The sequence below is a fragment of the Micromonospora fluostatini genome (genome assembly GCF_050410825.1).
GTDB classification, from domain to species: Bacteria; Actinomycetota; Actinomycetes; order Mycobacteriales; family Micromonosporaceae; genus Micromonospora; species Micromonospora rosaria.
The window spans coordinates 5,806,744-5,824,635 of sequence record NZ_CP191251.1; the positions used below are offsets into that span (position 1 = coordinate 5,806,744).

Below are 17,892 nucleotides of genomic sequence, written 5' to 3' on the forward strand. Positions count from 1 at the left end.
CTTCATCACGGCCGCTCTGTCCTGGACTCTCCAGGCGGGGGCGGGCTGGTGTCATCTCGTGGGCCGCCGGCCGTCCCGGTGTGCGGGGCGGCCGGGGCGCGGCCGGAGCGCTCGTTGGCGATGAGCTCCTCCAGCCAGCGGACCTCGCGCTCACAGGCCTCCAGGCCGTGACGCTGCAGCTCCAGGGTGTACGCGTCGAGGCGTTCGGCCGCCCGGCCGAGCACGTCGCGAAGGCCCTCGCGGCGTTCCTCGACCTTGCGTCGCCGACCCTCCAGGATCCGGAGCCGGGTGGCCCGGTCGGTGCGGGCGAAGAACGCGAAGTGCACGCCGAATCCCGTGTCCTCGTACGTCTCGGGACCGGCCTGCCCGATGAGCTCGGCGAACCGTTCCTTGCCCTCCGCAGTGATCTTGTAGACCACCCGACCACGTCGGCTGGTCAGCGCGGGCACCTCCGGATCGGTCGCGGGTGTCTCGTCGGCCTCGGTGATCAGTCCCGCCGCCTGCAACCGCCGCAGCGTCGGGTAGAGCGACCCGTAGCTGATGGCCGCCCGGATGGCCCCCAGCTTGGCGGTCAGCTCCTTGCGCAGCTCGTAGCCGTGCATCGGGGCCTCCTGGAGGAGACCCAGGATGGCGAGTTCGAGCACTGACCACCCCTCACTCACCAAACGAACGTGTCGCGGTGGCGTCGCCCGGCGGCGTGGCACCACGATGTATCGGACCGATACATCGCACCGTAGCGGCTCCCCGGGGCGAGGGCAAACCCCCGATTTCGGCGCGCCGCCCTCACGGATCGTGACGGCGGTCGCCTCGCCGTCGGAGACCGCGTACCCTTTGCCGCATGCGTGGGTCTCGCCAGGTGGTCGACTACTCGCTCCAGAAGCGGGCGGTGCTGCGTGAGCTCCTCGCCGGCCGGGTCGGCACGTACGACGTCTGTGACGCCTCGCCGTATCTGAAGAACGCCGCGCGATTCCATGGTGAGCCCACCGAGGAGCGCTGCCCGATCTGCCGCAGCGAGAATCTGACCCACGTCCACTACATTTACGGTGACGAGCTCAAGCAGTCCGCCGGCCAGGCCCGGACCCGGGCCGAGTTGCCCGCCCTGGCGATGACGCTGCGTGAGTTCCAGGTCTTCGTGGTGGAGGTGTGCCTCGGTTGTGACTGGAACCATCTCGTCGAGCAGTACCTGCTCGGCCGGGACGGGCCGACCGACGGCGCGGAGGACGGGCCGGAGCAGGACACTGTGGGCGGCTCGGGGGTCCCCGGCGCGGGCACCGGCCCGGCCCCTCGGCGAAGGCGAGAGGCGCAACGGTGAAGCTGGCTGACTCGATCGGCTCCGGCGGCCTGACCGGCGGGCGGGGTGGTCGACAGCTCCTTGACGCAATTGGTCCCGTTATTTCGGAAACACCCCCCTCGCCCCGGCGACTGCCGGCCGTGGTGACAGGTGTTTCAACTCACGGCAAACCGGTGGCGGCGTTCCCACGCCCCACCGCGACCGGCAGGGTGTGAGGAATGAACTCGTACGGCGATCCCAGTTCCCCATACGGGCGGGCGCAGTTCCCCGACGCGGACGACGCGTACCGCCCGCAGGGGGGCGGCAGGTCACCTGTGCAGGACGGTACGGCGTCGGCCGGGCGGGCTTCGGTGGCGCCCCGGGCCGCCGCCGGCGGTCGTGCCTCGGTGGGCGGGTCCGCGCCGGCGCCGCGTGGCGCCGCCGCCCCGCCGTCCGGTAGCGCGTCGGTGGGCCGGGCCGGGCCGGGCCGGGCCTCCGTGCCGGTCTCGCCGGCCGGCGGTGTGCCGCCGGCCGGGCGCTCCGGCCGGGCCTCGGTGCCGGTCTCCCCGGCCCCCGGTGCCGGGCCGGCCGGCCGGGCCAGCGTCGGTGGCGGGCAGGCGGGTCGGGCGAGCGTCGGCTCCCCCGGCCGGGCCGGCGTCGGTGGCGGCACGGGGCGGGCGAGCGTCGGCTCGGCGGCGGTGGGCGGTGCCGCTGTCGGCTCCGCCGGCCGTGCCTCGGTGGCGCGGGCCGCGGTCTCCCCGGTCTCCGGTGGCCCGGGTGGGCCGGGTGGCCCCGGCGGGCCGAACGGCCCCGGCCGGGGTGGCCGGCGCGGCGCGGGTGACGGTGACCCGGCGGCGGCGCGCCGGGCGAAGAAGCGGAAACGGATCAACATCCTGATCGCCAGCTTCGCGGTCTTCATCATGCTGGCCGGGCTCGGCGTGGTGGGCTTCACCTACTACTCGACCACGGTGGTGCTCCCCAACGAGGTGCCGATTCCGCTCTCCACGACCGTCTACGCCAGCGACAACAAGACCATCGTGGCGAAGCTCGGCAACGAGAACCGCACCATCGTCAACATCAAGGACATCCCGGAGCACGTGCAGCACGCGGTGGCCGCCGCCGAGGACCGGAACTTCTACCGGCACTCCGGCGTGGACTACAAGGGCATCGCCCGCGCCGCGTGGAACAACCTCTCCGGCGGCAGCAAGCAGGGTGCCTCCACGATCACCCAGCAGTACGCCCGCAACGCGTTCGAGAACCTGCGGGACGACACGTACGCCCGGAAGGTGAAGGAGGCGATCCTCGCCTCCAAGCTGAACGACAGCATGACCAAGCCCGAGATCATGCAGCACTACCTGAACGTGATCTACTTCGGGCGCGGCGCGTACGGCATCGAGGCGGCGGCCGGCGCGTACTTCAAGAAGAAGGCCAAGGACCTCACCGTCGCCGAGGGCGCGGTGCTCGCCGCGGTGATCAAGCAGCCGGTGGCCAGCACGACCCACAAGGGGTTCGACCCGGCGGTCAACCTCCCCGAGGCCCAGGCCCGCTGGACCTACGTGCTGGACGGCATGCAGGCCGAGGGGTGGATCACCGCCGCCGAGCGTCCCGCCGAGTACCCGAAGGTGCAGAAGCCGGCCAAGGACAACGGGTTCGGCGTCAAGACCCCCCGGGGCAACGTGATCAACTACGTCCGGGCCGAGCTGGAGCAGTGGGGCATCTGCACCAACAGCGGCGCGGAGGGGAAGCCGAACTGCGTCGACGAGCTGCGCGACGGCGGGTACCGGATCCGCACCACCATCGACCCGAAGATGCAGACCGCCCTGGAGAAGGCCGCCCAGCCGGACCGCAAGGGCTCGGTGCTGGACGGCGAGCCGGACAACCTCCAGTCCGCGGTGGTCTCCATCGACCCGCGCAACGGCCGGGTGCTCGCCTACTACGGCGGTGACGACGGCACCGGCCACGACTACGCCGGCAAGAACACCAACCAGAACGGCGACATCATCGGCGGTCACCCGCCGGGCTCGTCGTTCAAGGTCTACACCCTGGCCGCCGCCGTGGACGCCGGCATCTCGGTCAAGTCCCGCTGGGACGCCACCCCGTTCAAGCCCGAGGGGTACGAGAACCAGATCCAGAACGCGAACCGGGGCGCCGGCATCTGTGGCAAGAACTGCACCCTGGAGGTCTCCACCGTCGAGTCGTACAACGTGCCGTTCTTCCACCTGACCGAGAAGATCGGCTCGGACAAGGTCGTCAACATGGCCCGCCAGGCCGGCGTCGGCACCATGTGGACCGTCGACCCTCCGAAGCCGTACGACCTGATGAAGAACAAGCCCGAGGATCTCGCCCCGAAGCGGTTCGACCGGGTCGTCGGGTACGGGCAGTTCCCCGTGACCGTGCTGGATCACGCCAACGGCCTGGCCACCCTGGCCAGCGGCGGCATCTACAACAAGGCGCACTTCGTGCTGTCGGTGGAGCGGCAGAACAAGGACACCGGCAAGTGGGAGAAGGTCACCGGCACCGGGGAGAAGCTCGACCCGGAGCGGCGGATCCGCAAGGACGTCGCCGACGAGGTGACCGCGGTGCTCAAGGAGATCCACCAGCGCAGCAGCAACGGCCGGCTGGACAACCGGCAGGCCGCCGCCAAGACCGGTACCTGGGAGTGGAACAGCACCAGCAAGAACGCGCACGCCTGGATGGTCGGTTACACGCCGCAACTGGCCACGGCGGTCTGGATCGGCAGCCGGGACCCGGAAAAGCCCACCATCGTCGACCGGAACCGCGACAACATCGGTGGTGGCAGCATCCCGGCCAAGCTGTTCAAGCGGTACATGGACGACGCGCTGAAGGGCAAGGACGCCGAGCCGCTGCCGAGCATCACCGGCATGGGTGACCAGGAGGCCGGCAACGGCGTGGCACCGCCTCCGCCGCCCCCGCCGACCAACCCCGAGACGCCCGACAACCCCAACTGCAACCCGCTCACCGACATCTTCTGCCGGGGTGGCGGGAACAACGGTGGCGGGAACAACGGCGGGGGCAACCCCGGCGACGGGGGGAACAACCCCGGCGGGGGTGGTCCCGGCCCCGGAGGGGACAACCCACCGAATCCCGGCCGGTTCCTCCCGGGCGGACCGACCAGAGGTAGCGACCAGGATTGATTTCACAGTCGGCGGCCGGAGAACTCCGGCCGCCGACGGCGTTCTCCGCCCGATGACCTTCTGTCGCGGTTGTCGATACGGCAGGATGACTGGTCATGAGCACCCAGCCCACGGCAGGCGTCGATGACGAGTCCGCGACGCGCGACCACCCGTCCCGCTCCGACGGTTTCGTCCACGGCCTCTCCCAGGTGATCGGCGGACCGCTCGGCGACCACGCGACGTCGCTCGACCGCCCGGCCCGGGCCGAGCAACGGTTCTGGACGGTGGCCCGGGTCGTGCTCGCCCTGGTCTGCCTGACCCTCGTCCTGCACTGGGTGCAGAAGTCGCCCTGTCACAGCGGCGCCTGGCAGAACAACGTGCAGTACACCCGGTTCTGCTACTCCGACGTGCTGGCGCTCTACTACGCCGAGGGCCTCAACGAGGGCAAGGTTCCCTACCGGGACCACCCGGTCGAGTACCCGGTGCTCACCGGCGCCTTCATGGGCGTGCTCGGCCTGCCGGTGTACTACCTCGGGCGGGACAACCCGGAGATCAACCAGGGGCAGTGGGCGTACAACGCGAACGCCCTGGTGCTCAGCGCGCTCGCGGTGGCCACCGTCGCGGTGATCCTCTCCCTGCGCCGCCGACGACCCTGGGACGCGGCGCTCTTCGCGCTCTCACCCGCCCTGCTGCTCACCGCCACCGTCAACTGGGACCTGCTCGCGATCGGGCTGGCCGCCTTCGGCGTGCTCGCCTGGGCCCGGCGGAAACCGGTGGTCGCCGGGGTCGTGCTGGGCCTGGCCGGCGCGGCCAAGATGTTCCCCATCTTCATCCTCGGCCCGATCCTGGTGCTCGGGCTGCGATCCGGGCGGGTCCGGGCCGCGCTGACCGCCCTCGGTACCGGCCTGGCCACGCTGGTCGCGGTGAACCTGCCGGTGGCGTTGCTCTACCCGGACGGCTGGGGCCGGTTCTTCGAGCTGAACAGCACCCGGCCGATCGACTGGGGCACCCTCTGGTACATCGGCCGGTACCTGGACGGCCGGGTCAACCTGGGCGGCCCGGGGTCGATGGGGCCGTTCGAGTGGCTCAGCGCCAACGTCCACACCCTCAACTACCTGTCGTACGCCCTGTTCGGCCTGGCCTGCCTCGGCGTGGCGGTGCTGGCCGTGCGGGCGCCCGTGCGGCCCCGGCTGGCCCCGCTCGCCTTCCTCGTCGTCGCCGCCTTCCTGCTCACCAGCAAGGTGTGGTCGCAGCAGTTCGTGCTCTGGCTGCTGCCGCTGCTGGTGCTGGCCCGGCCGAAGTGGGGTGCCTTCCTCGCCTGGCAACTCGCCGAGGTCGGCTACTTCGTCGCCTTCTACGGCGAGCTGCTCGGCACCTCCACCGGCACGCCCGTCTTCCCCGAGGGTGTCTTCGTGCTCGCCGCGTCGTTGCGCTGGGTCACGGTCCTGGTGCTCTGCATCATGATCATCCGAGAGGTCCTCAACCCCGAGCTGGACGCCGTCCGGAAGAACTACCCGGACGATCCGGACGGCGGCCCACTCGACGGGGCCGAGGACGCACCCTGGGTGGCCCGGTGGCGTCGGTCCGCGCCGCCCGTCGAGCGCCCACAGGAACCGGTGCCGGCCTGACCGGAGACGCCGGTGTGTGCCGCGGTGCCCACCGGGCACTGCGGCACACCGGCGCGACGCCGACGTCATTCGATTCCGGTGATGTGGGTGGTGGCTGTCACAGGCGGTAGACGACGGTGTCGCCGACCTCCTCCCGGGTGATCCCGAACTGTTCGACCGGCAGGTCGACGGTCGCCTCCCAGGGCGTACCGGCGAGCTGGTCGCGGACCAGCACGACGTTGTTGACGCCGAGGGTGCGCAGGTAGTCGACGCTGACCTGGTCCGGGAAGTTCAGCGTGACCCGCCGGACGTCCGCCAACTGGGCCGGGGTGAAGCCACTGCCCCCGTTGACCACGTCCTGGAACTTCGTGGTCGTCCAGATCATCACCGGCTGGTCGTGGTTCTGGCTGCTCGGCAGCACCAGCAACGGGCCGTCCACGGTCCGCAGCACGGCGGGTTGCGGCGGCACCACCGGGTGCGGGGTGGTGTTCAGGCCCTCCACGATCACCAGGAGTAGCGGCAGCAGGGTGGCCAGCCGCAGCCACGGCCCCGGCCAGGACGGGATGCGCTGCGCGGCGAGTTCGCGGACCCGCTGGCAGAAGGCGGTGACCGCGCCGGCGGCGAGCAGGCCGAGCAGCAGTGTCGTCCAGAGCATCAGCCGCCCCGGCGTGCGCAGCCCGTTCCAGCCCGGCAGGTGCTCGAAGAGCGGCGCGTAGGTGAACGTGCCGTCGAAGAACTGCGTGCCCATCGCCAGGATCACGGTCACCAGCACCCCGGCCAGCAGGTACAGCCGGTGCCGTAGCTTCCAGACCGAGAAGAAGAGGCCACCGGCGGCGAGCGCGTACAGCACGAAGCCCGGCAGCAGGGTCATCTCCGGCGGCCACGGCAGCGCCGCCCGCGCCCCCTCGTGCAGGGCACCCCAGATGCGGGACTCGCCGGGCGCGGTGAAGAAGCCCGACAGCGGCGGCGAGTAGATGTCGATGTCGCCGAGGGTCCGCTCCGCGTTCGGGTGCAGCTCGGCCACCTTGAAGTACGGGATGGCCAGCAGCACGCCGACCGCCGCGAAGAGCAGCCCGCCGACCACGTCGGCGACGAGGAGCCGGGTGCCGAACGGGCGCTTCACCGGCCGGATCAGGTACCGCCGCAGGAACCAGACGACCGCCGTGACCAGCACCGTGCCACCGAGGAAGTACGCGAACGGCAGCCCGATGCCGAAGCCGAGGCTGAGCTGCCACGCGGCGACCAGCCAACCGGCGTACACCCAGGCCTCGTGCCGCCGTCGGGGCCGGTACCCGTACCGCAACGACCAGCCGTGTCCCCGGGCCAGCATGGCCAGGGCCAGCGGGATGCCGCCGTTGGAGATCACGTGCAGGTGGCCGGCCTGGGCGAGCAGCCACGGCGCGTACGCGAAGCCGACCCCGGCCACCGCGCCGCCGATCCGGCCCGCACCGAGCTGCCGGGCCAGCGCGTACGCCCCCAGCGTGGCCAGCGCGTGGGCCAGCACGAACACGATGTTGTACCGGAGGATCGCCGCCTCCGGCCCGGTACCGATCATCCCGGCCGGCGCGTACCCGAGCAGGGTGTCCGAGAAGGCGAAGCTCCACGACTCGGGGAAGAACGTGTTGGCGTGCCACAACTGACCCGGGTTGGTCAGCAGGATGTGCCCCGACCAGGCCATCTGCCAGGCCTGGAGGCTCGGGTCCCAGTAGTCCTGGGGCAGCGTGTGCAGCGGGTAGCGCAGCGTCGGCCAGGTCATCGCCACCGCGAGCGCCAGCGCCCCGACCACGGCCAGCGTCCACTCGTGGACCAGCAGGCGACCCACGGCCCGGACCGCCCGGCCCACCCGGGTGGGTACCGGCGCCGGGGCCGGCCCGAACGCCTCCCACCGTTCCGGCTCCGGCTTCTTCTCCCCGGCCGCCTTGCCGTCCTTGGCGTCGCCCTTGCTGTCCTTGCCATCCTTCGGACCCGCCGCGCCGGCCTTGGCACCGGCCTTGCCGTCCTTCGGGTCCGCCGTGCTGTCCTTGGTGCCGGCCGTGCTGTCCTTCGGGCCTGCCGTGCCGTCCTTGGTGCCGGCCGTGCCGTCCCCGGCGGCCGCGCTGTCCTTGGTGCCTGCCTTGCCGCCCTCGGCCGTCGTGCCGGCCGCGCTCGCCGGGGCCCCGGTCAGGCCGTCCTTGGCCGTGCTGCCCCCGACGGGGGTCTCGCTTCCGTCGGCGGTGCTCGTGGCCCCCACCGCCTTGCCGGCACCACCGACGCTCTTGTCGGCCCCAGCGGCGCCCTTGTCGGTCGCTGCCTTGTCGGTCGCTGCCTTGTCCGGCGCTGCCTTGTCGGCTCCGGCGGCGGTGTCGGCTCCCGGGGCGGTGTCGGCTCCCGTGGTGGCCCTACTGTCCCCGGCTCCGGCTGTGTCACCCCTGGCAGTGGCCTTGTCGCCGGCGGCCGTGGCCTGGCCGGCTCCGGCCTTCTCGTCCGAGGCGGCCGGCTGATCTGCCGTTCCCGGCTTGCCCGCCGCGACAGGAGCGCTTGGCTCACCCGCCACGGCAGGAGTACCCGGCTTGCTCGGCGCGCCGGGATCAGCCGGCCTGCCGGGCCCGTCCGGCGTACCGGTGCTGTCGGCCCGGCTGCTGGGCGTCGCCGTCGGCTTTCCGGGCTCGGTGTCTGTGGCGGGGCGGCGGCCGCCCGTCGCGTCGGACTGCTCGGTGGTCATGCGGCCGGAGCCTCCGCGCCGAGCTGGTCCCGCAGGAAGGTGATGTCCTCGCCCTGCCGGACCGCGCCGCCGGGGGTCTCCACGATGACCGGCGCACCGGCCGCCCGGATCACCGCGACCACCAGGTCCGGGTCGATCGTGCCGCCGGCGAGGTTGTCGTGCCGGTCCCGGCCGGAACCGAAGGCGTCCTTCGAGTTGTTCGCGTGCACCAGGTCGATCCGCCCGGTGATCGCCTTGATCCGGTCCACCAGCCCGAGCAGTTCCTCGCCGCCGGCGTGCGCGTGACAGGTGTCCAGGCAGAAGCCCACCCCGTACTCGCCGATCGCGTCCCAGAGCCGGGCCAGCGCGTCGAGCCGCCGGGCGCAGGCGTTGTCCCCACCGGCGGTGTTCTCGATCAGGACGGGCACCTGGAACCCACCTGATTCGGCCGCGTACGCGAAGGTCTTGCGCCAGTTGTCGAAGCCGACCGCCAGGTCGTCACCGGCGTTGACGTGACCACCGTGCACGATCAGCCCCGTGGCGCCGATGGTCGCCGCCGCCGTGGCGTGCGCCAGCAGCAGCTTGCGGCTGGGGATGCGGATCCGGTTGTTGAGCGTGGCCACGTTGATCACGTACGGCGCGTGCACGTAGAGGTCGACCTCGGCGGCCCGCAACCGTTCCGCGTCCGGTCGCGGCACCGGCGCCTTCCAGCCCTGCGGGTCGGCGAGGAAGAACTGCACGGCCTCCGCGGCGCGGCTGGCCGCCTCCGCCAGTGGATCGGCCGGATCGACGTGGGCTCCGATGCGCATGCAGGCGAGCCTACGTCGCGTCACCCAGCCACGGGATGACGGCGGTGTCGGTTTCGGGTCGCGCGCCGGGCGGTTGTGCGGGGTGCGCGTCACCGGCGGAGCGTGCCGTCGTTGAACGACGAGAGAGATCGATGCCGGCTGCGCCGGCCGACTCGGGGGGCCGGCGCAGCCGCCCGGCCGTGGGCCGCGCCGCCGTGAGACGCGGGCCTCGAACCGACCAGAACGGGTCTACCAGAAAATTACCGCATTTACCCATCAAGGTGACGAGACCCGTTGTACCGTTGGATAACAACGCAATAAAGCTCCGCGGGGCGTCTTCGGTCCAACCTCATCGGTGTGGTCGTTCCTCCCCAGGTCCCACCCAAGGAATGCGGACGGGACGCCCCGCGGTCCCGTCGACAGGGGCCCGCCCGCACTTCGGTGCCGGAGGCGGGCCCCTGTCGCCGTCGGGCCGGCGACGCTCGGGCCGGGCCCCGACGGGCCGCCATGACCGGGCCTGCCGCCCCCGGCTGCCGGCGGCCATCGCGGTCGGGCCGCCGTCGCGGTCGAGGGTCGCTCGGGAGGGCTCGCCGGAGAGGCGTCGTGCGGGTCGGGCGGGCACCTCGGAGAGTGATCGTCCGCACCGGGTATCCTGGTCCGGTTGTCCGCGTCCGGTCAGGATCCCCTGGCCCCGGAGCGGGCCGCGACGCACGACCTCCTGCCACGGAAGGACCGTGGCCGCATAGCCCACAGGAGGTGAGCACGTCTTGCGTCATTACGAAGTCATGGTGATCCTCGACTCCAGCCTCGAGGAGCGCACCGTCGCCCCGTCGCTCGACACGTACCTGAACGTGATCCGGACCGCGGGTGGCTCGGTCGAGAAGACCGACGTCTGGGGCCGCCGGCGCCTCGCGTACGAGATCGACAAGAAGACCGAGGGCATCTACGCCGTCATCGACCTGCAGGCGACGCCGGCGGCGGTGGCCGAGCTGGACCGTCAGCTCCGGCTCAACGAGTCCGTGCTGCGCACCAAGGTCATCCGGCCGGAGATGCGCTAGCAGTCAATCCCGTAAACGCCCGGATCAGCCTCGTCGGCGCTGTCGTACGCCTCTGCGAGCCTGTACGACGAACTGACGAGTGCGCGAGGAGATGGTCATGGCAGGAGACACCACCATCACGGTCATCGGCAACCTGACCGATGACCCCGAGTTGCGGTTCACCCCCTCCGGGGCTGCGGTCGCCAAGTTCCGGGTCGCCTCGACGCCCCGGTTCATGGACCGCGCGTCGAACGAGTGGAAGGACGGCGAGCCGTTGTTCCTCTCGTGCACGGTCTGGCGGCAGGCCGCCGAGCACGTCGCCGAGTCGCTGCAGCGCGGCGCCCGGGTGATCGTGTCCGGCCGGCTCAAGCAGCGGTCGTACGAGACCCGCGAGGGTGAGAAGCGCACGGTCATCGAGCTGGAGGTCGACGAGATCGGCCCGTCGCTGCGCTACGCCACGGCGAAGGTGCAGAAGATGTCCCGCTCCGGCGGCGGTGGCGGCGGCTTCGGTGGTGGCGGTGGTGGCCAGGGTGGCGGCGGAGGCAACTTCGACGACCCCTGGGCCTCGGCTGCCCCGGCTCCCTCGCGCGGTGGTTCGGGCGGCGGCAACTTCGACGAGGAGCCCCCGTTCTAATGGCGCCGAGCGCCCGCGATCGCAAACCAGGAGCCCGAGCAATGGCCAAGGCCGCTGCACTTCGCAAACCGAAGAAGAAGGTGAACCCGCTCGACAAGGACGGGATCACGTACATCGACTACAAGGACACCGCGCTGCTGCGCAAGTTCATCTCCGACCGCGGCAAGATCCGCGCTCGGCGGGTGACCGGCGTGACCTCGCAGCAGCAGCGGCAGATCGCCCGTGCGGTCAAGAACGCCCGTGAGATGGCGCTCCTGCCGTACACGGCCACCACCCGCTGAGAGGAGGCACCGAAATGAAGATCATCCTGACCCAGGAGGTTTCCGGCCTCGGTGCCCCCGGCGATGTCGTCGAGGTCAAGAACGGCTACGGCCGTAACTACCTGCTTCCGCAGGGCTTCGCCATCGCCTGGACCAAGGGTGCGGAGAAGCAGGTCACGGTCATCAAGCGGGCCCGCGCGGCGCGCGAGATCCGCGACCTGGGCCACGCCACCGAGGTGAAGACCCAGCTCGAGGGTCTGAAGGTCACCCTGAAGGCCCGTGCCGGCGACGGCGGGCGGCTCTTCGGCTCGGTCACCCCGGCCGAGATCGTCGAGGCCGTCAAGGCCGCCGGTGGTCCGACCCTCGACCGGCGTCGGCTGGAGCTGGCCGGTCACATCAAGTCGACCGGCTCCTACCCGGTGCGGATCAAGCTGCACCCCGAGGTGACGGCCAAGTTCGACCTGAACGTCCAGCAGGGCTGACACCGAGCCGTACGACGACCGGGCCCGCACCCCACGGTGCGGGCCCGGTCGCGTCGGGGGTGGAACCGACGCCGGGACGGGCCGGGAGCCGGGATGGGCCGGGACGACCGAGCCCCGCCGGTCCGGGCTGGTCCCGCTCGAACCGGACCGGCCTCCGCCGGTCCTGTGGTCAACCGATCGGCTGCCCGGTCACCACGCTGATCATCACCGTGGACAGGCCACCGCCCATCACCGCGGCGGCCAGCGCGATCGTCGCCGGACGCCAGGTCGTGCCGACCCGACGCAGCAACTCCGCGACCACCAGGCTGCTGGCCAGCGCCAGACCGAAGCGCGGGGTGCCCGACACCAGCGAGCCGAACGCCTGCGACCGGGGCGAGGCGCAGCCGCCACCGGTGATGTCCGTGACGCAGCCGGCCGGCGCCTGCCCGTCGAGGGTCAACAGCCACAGGAAGACCAGGAGCGCCGGGACCAGGTAGCAGGCGACCGTGTAGACCAGCGGACGGAACGGCCCGGACTGGTCCGGGTCGAGCAGGTCCTCCTCGATCCGCCGCGACCACGACGGGGCCGCCGCCGCAGCGGCCTGCCGACCGGCCGCCGCCCGGGTCTCCCCCGCAGCGGCCCGCCGCCGGGGGGTCGTGGCCGGCCGGGACGCGGGGTAGCCGACCACCGGCGACTGCGGCGCGGACGGCGGCGGCTCCGCCCAGCGGGGGTCGTCCCCCGACAGCCGGGTACCCGACCAGAAACCGGTGCCCCGCTCCGCCGGCCCGACCCGGTTACGGTCGACCGACCGGGGCCGGACCGGATCCGCCCGGTCGGCACGGTCCTCGCGCGCACCGCGATCCGCACCGGACCAGCCGCCGTCGACACCGCCGGGGCGGAGCGGATCGTCCCAGCCACCACTGACCGGCGAACCGGTCCCGCTGGTGGGTGCCACGGTGAACTCGTCGGCCTCCGCCCAGCCGTCCGGGCCGGGCAGCCGTGCCCAGCGGTTCGCCGCCCGCCGCGCCAACTGGCCGGTGTCGTCGTCCAGGTCCCACCGGCCGGTGTCCGCCGCGTTCCACTGGCCGGTGTCGGTCAACCGGTCCCACTGGCCGGTGCTGTCGACACGGTCGTCGCCGGCCCCGGACCGCTGCCAGGTGTGCAGGCCGGACACGTCCCACGGGTCGACCGGTGGCTGGTCGGCCGGATCACCGGCCGCCCTCCGCCGGCCCGTCCCGTCCCGGCCCGACTCCGCCGACCGCGACCGGATCCCCGATCCCGGCCAGGTCCTCGACCCGGACCGGGGCACCGACCCCGATTCCGTCGTGGCCCGCCGGCTGCGCCGGCTCCGGCGTGGGGGCTCGGCCACGTCCTCGGTGGGGGTCGGGGGCTCGCCCCCACCGGACTCCGTCAGGCCGCTCCAGACCACCTCGGGCCGGCGGGACGTCGCCCGGCGCGGGCGGCTGCGCGGCGTCACCCCCGACACCGGGTCGTCCCCGGCGGACTCGGCCCGCCGGCTCCCGACGTACCCGTCCTGCTGGGGGCGGTCGAAGGTCCACTCCCGGGTGTGCTCGGAGCCCGTCGGGACCCCCGAGACCGGCTCGTCCCGCAGGGCCGGCTCGGCCGCCCGGCGTCGCCCGCCCACGGACCCGGTCGTCGGCCGCCGACCATCCGGCTCCTCCGCCGCCCGGCGTCGCCCGCCCCGGGGGCGTACCGGCTCGTCGTCGGGGGCCGCCGCGTGCCGGCCACCGCCGTCGGCGCGCTCGACGCCGGACTCCAGCGCCCACCGGGGCAGGTACGTGTCGACCGGCTCGTCCTGGCCCCGCTCGATCGCCCGGCGCCGGCTCGGCGTGCGGTACCGTTCCGAGGCGTCGGAGGCGGCCGGGCGCGGATCGTCGGAGTCGGCCCACCCAGCGATCGGCTCGCGGGGGCTGCCCTCCCCACGTCCCCAGTCCCGGTAGCTCACGGCCGGAGCGTGACCCTTCTCAACCGAAAGTGCAACCCGCTGTCCAGGTGTCGCCTTTGCAGGAATAGTACGGGACGATCCGGCCCCCGACCTGAGCGGAAAATCCTCGTCCACAGGGTGGGGATCGGGTCGCAACAGGTCACGGGCGTGCGGCGGCGAATTCCCCAACGGTTGTCCACAGGCTGTGCACACCCTGCGCACATCTAGGTCCCCGCTGTCCACAGGTTGTCCCGAGACTCGTCCACCGGCCATGTTGAGTCCCTGACCTCGGGTTCCGTATGGTTACCCCCCGGACCGGCCGTGCGATGGCCCCCGATCGAGCGGGCCGGTCGGTCGGGAGTTGCCACACCCCGGTGTCGAGCCGGGGACCGATCCGACGCTGCGGAGGGGGGACCCGTGTCGGTCACCGACGACATGCGGACGGAACCACGGGTCAACGGGCCGGCCCCGGCACAGCGCGAGGGCCAGTTCGAGAAGACGCCGCCCCAGGACATCGCCGCCGAGCAGTGCGTCCTCGGCGGCATGCTGCTGTCCAAGGACGCCGTCGCCGACGTGGTCGAGATCCTCAAGGCCACCGACTTCTACCGGCCGGTGCACGCCACCATCTTCGACACCATCCTGGAGATCTACGGCCGGGGCGAACCGGCGGACGCGATCACCGTCGCCGCCGCCCTGGCCGACTCCGGCGACCTGGGCCGGATCGGTGGAGCGCCCTACCTGCACACCTGCATGGCAGCCGTGCCGACCGCCGCGAACGCCGGCTACTACGCCCGCATCGTCAGCGAACGCGCCGTGCTGCGGCGGCTCGTCGAGGCCGGCACCCGCATCGTCCAGCTCGGCTACGGTACGGCCGCCGGGGGCAGCCGGGACGTCGACGACGTGGTGGACCTCGCCCAGCAGGCCGTCTACGACATCACCGAGAAGCGGGTCAGCGAGGACTTCGCCGTCCTCGCCGACATGCTCCAGCCGACCCTGGACGAGATCGAGGCGGTCGGTGCCCAGGGCGGGGTGATGACCGGCGTACCGACCGGCTTCACCGACCTGGACCGGCTCCTCAACGGCCTGCACCCCGGTCAGTTGATCATCGTGGCCGGGCGCCCCGGTCTGGGCAAGGCGCTCGCGCTCGACACGCCGCTGCCCACGCCCGACGGCTGGACCACGATGGGCGAGGTCGCCGTCGGGGACCGGCTGCTCGCCGCCGACGGGACCCCGACCACGGTCACCCACGCCTTCGCGGTCCGGCACGGCCGCCCCTGTTACGAGGTGGAGTTCTCCGACGGCAGCATCGTCGTGGCCGACGCCGAACACCTGTGGCTGACGAGCACCGTCCAGGACCGCCGCCCGGACCTGGTGCTCTCCGCCCCGGCCGGAAGCGGCAAGGCCGCCCTCGGCGCCGGGCTCCTGGTGGGCCCGGCGACTGCCCTGGTCGACGCCGGTGACCAGCACGGGTCGGTGGTCACCACCGCCGAGATCGCCGCGACCCTGCGGACCGCCGACGGCCGGCCCAACCACATGGTGCGTACCTGCGCTCCGCTCCAGCTTCCGGAGCGGAACCTCGTGGTGCCGCCGTACCTGCTGGGGGCCTGCCTCGGCGACGGCGCGGCCGGCGGGCGCATCCCCCCCGACTACCTGCGGGCCGCCGAGACGCAGCGGCGGGACCTGCTCGCCGGCCTGCTGGACACCGCCGGCGCGGTCGTCGCGACCGGGGAGGTGCGGTACGCCGGCACCACGCCCGACCTGGTCGAGGACGTCCGGGAACTGCTGGTCGGGCTCGGCTACCGGGCCACGCTCGACCTGCGGCCGGACGACCCGAAGCCGTACCGGCTGATCTTCGCCACCGGGGACGTCGTGTTCCGGGCGGACGGGAAGCGGGCGGCGCACGCCGCCACCGGCACCGCCCGGGGCCCCGCCGACGTCGACCCGGCGACCATCCGGCACGTCGTGGCCGTCCGGCCGGTGCCCAGCGTGCCGGTCCGCTGCGTCACCGTGGACAACCCGGACCACCTGTACCTGGCGGGCCGGGGCATGGTGCCGACGCACAACAGCACCGCCTCGATGGACTTCGCCCGTAACGCCGCCATCCGGGCCAACCAGGCCGCCGCGATCTTTTCGCTGGAGATGAGCAAGGTCGAGATCGTCATGCGGCTGCTCTCGGCCGAGGCGCGGGTGCCGCTGCACGTGCTGCGCAGCGGCCAGCTCTCCGACGACGACTGGACCAAGCTGGCCCGGTGCATGGGCGAGATCAGCGAGGCCCCGCTCTTCGTCGACGACACCCCGAGCATGAACCTCATGGAGATCCGGTCCAAGGCCCGGCGGCTCAAGCAGAAGCACGACCTCAAGATGATCGTGGTCGACTATCTCCAGCTCATGACCTCGCCGAAGCGGACGGAGAGCCGGCAGCAGGAGGTCGCGGACCTCTCCCGGGGGTTGAAGCTGCTGGCCAAGGAGGTCGAGTGCCCGGTCATCGCGGTCAGCCAGCTCAACCGTGGCCCCGAGCAGCGCACCGACAAGCGGCCGCAGTTGTCCGACCTGCGGGAGTCCGGCTGCCTGACGGCCGACACGCGGCTGATCCGGGCGGACAACAACGCCGAGGTCACCCTCGGTGAGCTGCTGACCGCCGGGGCGAAGGACATTCCCGTCTGGGCGCTCGACGAGTCGCTCCGCTACACGCCGCGCACCATGACCCACGTCTTCCCGAGCGGTCACCGTGAGGTTTTCCGGATGACCCTGGCCTCGGGCAAGCGGATCGACGCCACCGCCAACCACCCGTTCCTGACCTTCGCCGGCTGGCAGCCGCTGGGTGAGCTGGCGGCGGGCGCCCGGATCGCGGCGCCCCGCCACATCCCGCCGCCACTGGCGATCCGGCCGTGGCCCGAGGAGGAGGTCATCCTCCTGGCCCATCTGCTCGGCGACGGCTCGTTCGTACGCCGGCAGCCGATCAGGTACGCCAGCTGTGACGAGGAGAACCTGACGGCCGTCGCGGAGGCCGCGAAGCACTTCGGTATCTCGGCGATCAGGGACGACTACCCCGCCGCCCGGGTGACCACGCTGCGGCTGCCCGCGCCGTACCGGCTCGCCCGCGGTCGGCGCAATCCGATCGCCGAGTGGCTCGACGACCTCGGCTTGTTCGGCCTGCGGTCACACGAGAAGTTCCTGCCCCAGCGGATCTTCGCGCTGCCCAAGGAACAGGTCACCCTCTTCCTGCGGCACATCTGGGCAACGGACGGCTCGGTGGTCGTCAACAAGTCCGGGCGCGGTGGCCGGGTCTACTTCAGCTCGACCAGCCGTCGACTGCTGGAGGACCTCTCCCGGCTGCTGCTCAGGTACTGCATCACCGCCCGACTGCGGACCGTGCCCGTGACCCGGCACCGCCCGCAGTACACGCTCGACATCTCCGGGCGCGACGACCAGTTGCGTTTCCTCCGCGAGATCGGTGTCCACGGCGAGCGCTCGGCCAACTGCGCCGACCTGCTGGCGATCCTGGAGCAGTCGACCAGCAACACGAATGTCGACACGGTGCCGAAGGAAGTGTGGACGAGAGTTCGCGAGCTCCTGGTGGAGCGTGGGATGAGCCATCGGGAATTCGCGGCAGCCATCGACACGCAGTTCTGTGGCAGCGCCCTGTGGAAGCGTTCGCCGAGCCGGTCCAGGCTGGCGAAGATCGCCAAGGTGCTGGATGCCGTCGACCTCGATCTGCACGCCACCAACGACATCTTCTGGGACGAGATCACCTCGATCGAGTCGCTCGGCACCCAGGACGTCTACGACGCCACCGTGCTCGGCACGCACAACTTCATCGCCAACGGGATCGCCACCCACAACTCGATCGAGCAGGACGCGGACGTCGTCATTCTGCTGCACCGGGACGACTACTACGACAAGGAATCCCCCCGGGCCGGCGAGGCGGATTTTATCGTCGCAAAACACAGAAATGGTCCGACGGACTCCATCACCGTGGCGGCGCAGTTGCACCTGTCCCGTTTCGTGGACATGGCGATCGTCTGACCGGAGGCCGGTCGAGAGGGGCGAGGGCACGGCGATCGGGCCGGTGGGGT

Annotated in this window: 12 protein-coding genes; 8 read left to right on the forward strand and 4 right to left on the reverse strand. The window is 72.0% G+C overall.

Annotation, left to right across the window (positions count from 1 at the left end; translation table 11 throughout):
- Positions 1-5: 5 nt before the first annotated feature.
- On the reverse strand, positions 6-644 hold the full coding sequence (locus ACQUFX_RS25760) for a PadR family transcriptional regulator (protein ID WP_428967076.1): 639 nt from the start codon (positions 642-644) through the stop codon (positions 6-8).
- A gap of 194 nt (positions 645-838) precedes the next feature.
- On the opposite strand from ACQUFX_RS25760, the gene ACQUFX_RS25765 reads away from it, so the two are divergent.
- The 3 genes from ACQUFX_RS25765 (at position 839) to ACQUFX_RS25775 (ending at position 6,032) form a co-directional block, all read left to right on the forward strand.
- Complete coding sequence (locus tag ACQUFX_RS25765; protein WP_428962825.1) at positions 839-1,312, forward strand: DUF5318 domain-containing protein; 474 nt, start codon at positions 839-841, stop codon at positions 1,310-1,312.
- Between the two features lie 197 nt (positions 1,313-1,509).
- Positions 1,510-4,425, forward strand: a complete 2,916-nt coding sequence (locus tag ACQUFX_RS25770; protein WP_428962826.1) for a transglycosylase domain-containing protein — start codon at positions 1,510-1,512, stop codon at positions 4,423-4,425.
- Between the two features lie 95 nt (positions 4,426-4,520).
- Positions 4,521-6,032: a glycosyltransferase family 87 protein gene (locus tag ACQUFX_RS25775; protein WP_428962827.1), complete on the forward strand. Its 1,512-nt coding sequence runs from the start codon at positions 4,521-4,523 to the stop codon at positions 6,030-6,032.
- A 97-nt stretch (positions 6,033-6,129) separates the two neighbouring features.
- On the opposite strand, the gene ACQUFX_RS25780 is transcribed toward ACQUFX_RS25775, so the two are convergent.
- Positions 6,130-8,241 (reverse strand): hypothetical protein, encoded by a 2,112-nt coding sequence (locus ACQUFX_RS25780; protein WP_428962828.1) that lies wholly within the window; start codon positions 8,239-8,241, stop codon positions 6,130-6,132.
- A 467-nt stretch (positions 8,242-8,708) separates the two neighbouring features.
- Entirely contained in the window at positions 8,709-9,500 is a 792-nt protein-coding gene (locus ACQUFX_RS25785) for a deoxyribonuclease IV (protein WP_428962829.1), read from the reverse strand.
- Positions 9,501-10,246: 746 nt separating this feature from the next.
- On the opposite strand from ACQUFX_RS25785, the gene rpsF reads away from it, so the two are divergent.
- The 4 genes from rpsF to rplI all read left to right on the forward strand — a co-directional run bounded on the left by rpsF (position 10,247) and on the right by rplI (position 11,892).
- Complete coding sequence (gene rpsF, locus ACQUFX_RS25790) at positions 10,247-10,537, forward strand: 30S ribosomal protein S6 (protein WP_067367833.1); 291 nt, start codon at positions 10,247-10,249, stop codon at positions 10,535-10,537.
- Positions 10,538-10,616: 79 nt separating this feature from the next.
- The gene (locus ACQUFX_RS25795) at positions 10,617-11,150 is read left to right on the forward strand and encodes a single-stranded DNA-binding protein (protein WP_211271992.1); all 534 of its coding nucleotides are present in this window, start codon (positions 10,617-10,619) and stop codon (positions 11,148-11,150) included.
- A 41-nt stretch (positions 11,151-11,191) separates the two neighbouring features.
- Positions 11,192-11,431 carry a 30S ribosomal protein S18 gene (rpsR, locus tag ACQUFX_RS25800; RefSeq protein WP_013289355.1) on the forward strand — a complete coding sequence of 80 codons (240 nt, stop codon included), beginning with the start codon at positions 11,192-11,194 and terminating at the stop codon, positions 11,429-11,431.
- Between the two features lie 14 nt (positions 11,432-11,445).
- Positions 11,446-11,892, forward strand: a complete 447-nt coding sequence (rplI, locus tag ACQUFX_RS25805; RefSeq protein WP_067367832.1) for a 50S ribosomal protein L9 — start codon at positions 11,446-11,448, stop codon at positions 11,890-11,892.
- A gap of 169 nt (positions 11,893-12,061) precedes the next feature.
- Here rplI and ACQUFX_RS25810 read toward each other — a convergent pair whose 3' ends face one another.
- Positions 12,062-13,837, reverse strand: coding sequence for a hypothetical protein (locus ACQUFX_RS25810; protein ID WP_428962830.1), 1,776 nt, complete (start codon positions 13,835-13,837; stop codon positions 12,062-12,064).
- A gap of 414 nt (positions 13,838-14,251) precedes the next feature.
- Between ACQUFX_RS25810 and ACQUFX_RS25815 the strand changes: the two genes are divergently transcribed.
- A complete protein-coding gene (locus ACQUFX_RS25815; protein ID WP_428967077.1) occupies positions 14,252-17,842 on the forward strand; it encodes a replicative DNA helicase in 3,591 nt (1,196 codons plus the stop codon).
- Positions 17,843-17,892 lie beyond the last annotated feature (50 nt).

Bases quoted from the DNA above. Each gene is read 5' to 3' on its own strand.
- ACQUFX_RS25815 (WP_428967077.1), top strand. From the start codon at position 14,252: ATGCGGACGGAACCACGGGTCAACGGGCCGGCCCCGGCACAGCGCGAG.
- rplI (WP_067367832.1), top strand. From the start codon at position 11,446: ATGAAGATCATCCTGACCCAGGAGGTTTCCGGCCTCGGTGCCCCCGGC.
- ACQUFX_RS25785 (WP_428962829.1), bottom strand. From the start codon at position 9,500: ATGCGCATCGGAGCCCACGTCGATCCGGCCGATCCACTGGCGGAGGCG.
- ACQUFX_RS25775 (WP_428962827.1), top strand. From the start codon at position 4,521: ATGAGCACCCAGCCCACGGCAGGCGTCGATGACGAGTCCGCGACGCGC.
- rpsR (WP_013289355.1), top strand. From the start codon at position 11,192: ATGGCCAAGGCCGCTGCACTTCGCAAACCGAAGAAGAAGGTGAACCCG.
- ACQUFX_RS25770 (WP_428962826.1), top strand. From the start codon at position 1,510: ATGAACTCGTACGGCGATCCCAGTTCCCCATACGGGCGGGCGCAGTTC.
- ACQUFX_RS25765 (WP_428962825.1), top strand. From the start codon at position 839: ATGCGTGGGTCTCGCCAGGTGGTCGACTACTCGCTCCAGAAGCGGGCG.